The sequence below is a fragment of the Tritonibacter sp. SIMBA_163 genome (genome assembly GCF_046535935.1).
GTDB classification, from domain to species: Bacteria; Pseudomonadota; Alphaproteobacteria; order Rhodobacterales; family Rhodobacteraceae; genus Epibacterium; species Epibacterium scottomollicae.
Genome location: NZ_JAWJBP010000048.1, coordinates 1 through 4,387, shown reverse-complemented (window position 1 = coordinate 4,387; position 4,387 = coordinate 1). Strand labels below are relative to the sequence as shown.

General features: G+C 52.3%; 3 protein-coding genes. 2 read left to right on the top strand and 1 reads right to left on the bottom strand.

The genetic code is table 11. From position 1 onward, the window contains the following. The first annotated feature begins 1,091 nt into the window (after nt 1-1,091). A complete protein-coding gene (locus R0J92_RS21195) occupies nt 1,092-1,286 on the top strand; it encodes a hypothetical protein (RefSeq protein ID WP_411053093.1) in 195 nt (64 codons plus the stop codon). Between the two features lie 675 nt (nt 1,287-1,961). Then, complete coding sequence (locus R0J92_RS21190; RefSeq protein WP_411053092.1) at nt 1,962-3,092, top strand: hypothetical protein; 1,131 nt, start codon at nt 1,962-1,964, stop codon at nt 3,090-3,092. Nucleotides 3,093-3,344: 252 nt separating this feature from the next. Here R0J92_RS21190 and R0J92_RS21185 read toward each other — a convergent pair whose 3' ends face one another. Continuing rightward, nucleotides 3,345-3,566 carry a hypothetical protein gene (locus R0J92_RS21185; protein ID WP_411053091.1) on the bottom strand — a complete coding sequence of 74 codons (222 nt, stop codon included), beginning with the start codon at nt 3,564-3,566 and terminating at the stop codon, nt 3,345-3,347. Nucleotides 3,567-4,387: the final 821 nt, after the last annotated feature.

The window sequence follows — 4,387 nt, the reverse complement described above, 5'->3', positions numbered from 1 at the left end:
AAAAGCATCGTCCCGATAGACCAAAGACCGACGATGCATTAACATTCAAATTGGACCACTCGATGGGGGCACATCAAGTGAAAGGCTGACTCTCCCGGACGAATCCGGTGCTGAAAACAGTAACGAGGCGGCTGAGAAATTTCAAATTATTGTTTTAATTCATACATTTACATCGAATGCCCCAAAATTCGGAGGTCGGACTCCTTGGGACATATCATCTGAGAGAATTGTCAGACGCCGCGGCTGCGCCGCCATCGCGGACAGGGTCCATCGGGGTGAAACAAACCGGTGTTGAGCCAAGTTTTCGCAGATAAAAATCGTTCATTGTCATGTACTTACGTCAGTAGGGCCCAAGTCATATGGCAACCGATCAGCGCATACGAGGTTCGCGAAGCATACTTTAGGTTTCAGAATTTGCGGCAGCTCGCCCGCCACTTCGGCATAAGCCCTCTGCTTGTCAGAAAGCTCCTGCGCTTGACGCGCATCGACTACATTCGTGATCTTTATAACGCCTACAAAGGTGGGTGCAGCTGCGAGGCACTTGCCAAACAGAATGGCATGAAGCCTTCGACCCTATCGAAGTTGTTTAAGATCAACAGGCTAAAGGTGTATCCCCGGCATTCTCGGCCCAAGATTACACGTAAAAAGGCCTTGGCCATTTGGCGCTGGACTGGAACGATTAACAGCTTCGCCCGAAAAATGGGTGTTCATTGGCAAACGGCGCTTTCGCTTCACAAGGTTCTCGATCTCCCACCCCCAAAACCGCCCCCGAACCGCCTAGGCCGTCCGCCTTCCCGTCTGCGTGCGCCTGTACAGTCAACCGAATTAGGATTTATTGATATCTTTTAAGCACCGCTGCGGACTGGATCCGCAGTTCGTTGCGTTGCACGCATAGACTGAGAAAACTCTGTACCAGCGCTCGCTACCGACAGTTTTCGAATGTGTCACAGACGGCACGAATAATGTGCTAGACTAACTCGCGCAGAACCTAGTTACCCGCGGGGACCAAGCCTGTCTGTGTCACGGCGTGCAGTCCGGGCAACTGGGTCTATCGGATGAGCAGAGAACGCAAAATGTCAGAAAACACGACAATGACCCTCGAAGAACTGAGAGAAATGAAGCGGAATGGTGAGCTTTTTGAAACGCCTACAGATGCGGCCACGAAAAGCTTCCCTGAGGGTTTTTGGGATAATGCCACCGTGGTGCTACGTAATAACCAGGCGTCTAACAATTTTGAGATATATGCTGATATTCCCGCATTTTTCAAAGCCAGCGGCGCTGACTAGTCTGCTCGCATGAATCAGGTGTCGAGATGTTATATGAACACCAAACCAGCGAGCGATCATCTGGTTGAGAGAACGTAATGATCTCTAACGGGGGATCATGTGTATTGGCTTACATTGTTCATCATCATCAAGATTTAGCGGTTTCGAATAATCATGTCAGGCTGTCTCATTGGTTTCTCACGGAATGAGCTACGTTCCCGCCTTTGAGCCGGCTTCAGTGCATGATGTCGCCAAGTTCCATGTCTCTCTCTCGTGCTGGCCAATGGATAAACAGACGCCTAGTACGGCGCAGACCTCGCTGCAGACACAAAACACTTGCCAGGAGCGGACCCTCGGGCTTGGTAAGATTGTCGAAGCGACGCCGCGCCCTGGTCGAATGACAGGGAAGCGCAGGTTTCAGAATCTGCAAACTCTGTAAATAGACAAGACCCGCCGCAGTTTTTTGCGACGATGCCGCGCGTAGGAGCTGACCTTCGCCACAAGCGCAGCATAGTTGCCCGGTCTACTGGCAGCAGCGCAGACAAAGCTCCATTCCGCTGCAAGTGCACCGATGGCAACAAACCGCGCGTTGCGCCAAGGGGGGGCAACCCACTCTTGCGTCACTAACGTATTTGAGCGCCGCAAATCAAAGCAGGGTGGTTCTCATTTCGCCCTGCCGCGTGTAGAAATCCTGTCATGCGGTTTATAATCCTCTTTCTCCTATTTTTTCCGTACACGGCTTCCTCTGCACAGTTCGAGAAATTTGTACTTTCAGACGACCCATCTGTTCCAATCATCATTCAGCTGAAGGGGGAGATAAAGAGCGGGGATGCTGAGGAGTTTGAGCGTCTCGTTGAAGGGCAATCTAAGTTGACGCTGGTGCTTGACAGCCCGGGCGGGCTGGTAAGGGAGGCGCTTCGTATTGGTGCAACCATCCGACTTCGCAACTTCGCAACAATGGTGACTGCCGATAGTGAATGCTATTCGGCTTGTGGGCTCGTATGGCTAGCTTCCGAGCGGCGCTACATGGCGGAGACCTCGCAGATCGGCTTTCACGCAGCGTATCGCCAAGTAGGTGACTACTTAGAAGAAAGCGGTGAAGCCAACGCTGAAATCGGCTCTTATTTGACGCATCTCGGGCTCCGCGTCGAGGCCATCCGGTTCTTCACCCGCGCGGGTCCAAAAAACCTTGAGCTTCTGACGCCCTTCCGATCTCGATCTCTTGGCGTCGAAATTTATTTGCAAGACGGGACGCAGGTAATTCCGCCTTGGGAGAACCCAACTGTAGATCGTATGGCAGCCGAGAAAGTTAGCCTTATGGTCGCTGGTTCGGTTTGTGAAGATCTGTTCGGGACGTCCGATGTCCGGATAATCCCCCGCATCGAAACCCTCGACGATGCGGGCATCGGCCTCGTAGGAGACTTCTGGCACGAGTTGTGGCTACGTGAGATCGAACACTATAAGCCCAAGGGGCCGAACTATACGCTTGCACATGCTTGCCTAGTTGCCGAGGGCGCTGCGAGACAATTCGGGTATCAGCTGTTCGATGGTCCGAGTTTCGATTGCTCCAAGGCAGCAATCGAAACCGAACACGCCATTTGCCGCAGCACTGACCTCGGAGCGAAGGATAGAGTCATGAACAATCTATACTTCTTCATTCTCGAATCTGGAAATCCTAAGGTCCAAGTCACGAAGCTCCGCGAGTTCCACGCAGATTGGCTCCGTCGTCGCAATAGCTGCGACGCTAACGAACGTTGTCTGCATGGAGCTTATGACGAGTTGATTGAAATCTACGGGGGCATCCACCTTGATACACCAACACGGTAGCGGCGAACCTGCACTAGCTTAATAAACTTCGGTACAACGTCTCACTGAGATTTATGATGTGATAAATCTCAACTTCAGATTTTCGAAGACTGAGAAATGCTCACTTGCCGAGATCTTGGCTTCTCTGCCAATTCTGATCCTCCCTCCCAGACCAGACGCTCCACCAAGCAATCGCGGCTGTAACCATGCCAGCTAGAGTGTTAATCTGCCCATTGGGAATGCCCGGGCGAACGTGCCGCCCGGGCAGAGCCATCAATAAGCGAAGACCTGTATCATGCCCCAAATGGCACTTATGCCAAGCGCGGCCCCTATCGCCAAAATCAACGCAGAAAGACCATCACCTGTGATCATGAGGTGACTGCCATCGGCATGCGTTTGGGAAAGTTTGAATGAGCCGAATGATGCAAAACCTGAGGCAGATTTAGCCCAATTTTTGCTTGTCGGCAGACGACGTTTATATATACGCTCAGTCATGAAGTCTCCTTGTGAGCTTTTTAGCGCCGCGACCTACCCACCGCCCTGTGAAAGTTGTGATGTAGGTTGCGGCAGTTCACTGCATATTTCGCAGCATCTCCAATATCCCGCCAACGTGAAAAATGGTCAATATGTGGTGTGGCGCCGGTGGGCTTTTGTTTTCCACATCCTCAGCGCAATTAATCTAAGCCACTAAATTTCATGTCATTTACATTTTTTCACAATGAGTGCGCGGGCTTACTGCGAATGTTGTCCACACAAAATGTAGTACACTGTCACACCTATCCTCAATTACCCCCACAATTCCACAGGCTGTCGTGGGGATAATTGAGGCAGATATCTTTCTCGAAAGAGGAAAGCCGAATCACTCTCTATCCTCGATATCCGCGGTCATGTAATTCTTCAGACTGATGATGTGCAGGTACATATGCCCAGCATCATCGGGCTTCTGCTTCAACTCCTCCACCACGTGCTGGGACACTACCGAAGGTCTGCTTATGGGGAGAGCTTTCGCGCCTGCAGCTAAGCATGCGCCGCGCGCAGCATGAATGTCGTGATTGGGCTGGCTGCGGCCATCGACGCCAGTTTCATGAATGGCAGTTCAGTCCCAAACCTGTGAACTCAGTTTTCAAAGTTGAATGACCGCAACACGGAGGCGGGGCTGATGGCCCCGCCGCTTCTGTTTTGTGGGCCAGCGGGATTTGGACAAGCCAAACGCCCCTGGCCGACAGGGAGAGGGTGCTACCCTCCCCCTCGGGCAATCCGATTAGACCGGGCCGTGTCCTCGGCTGCGCCTGCGGGCCGCACCAACCCGGTCGAAT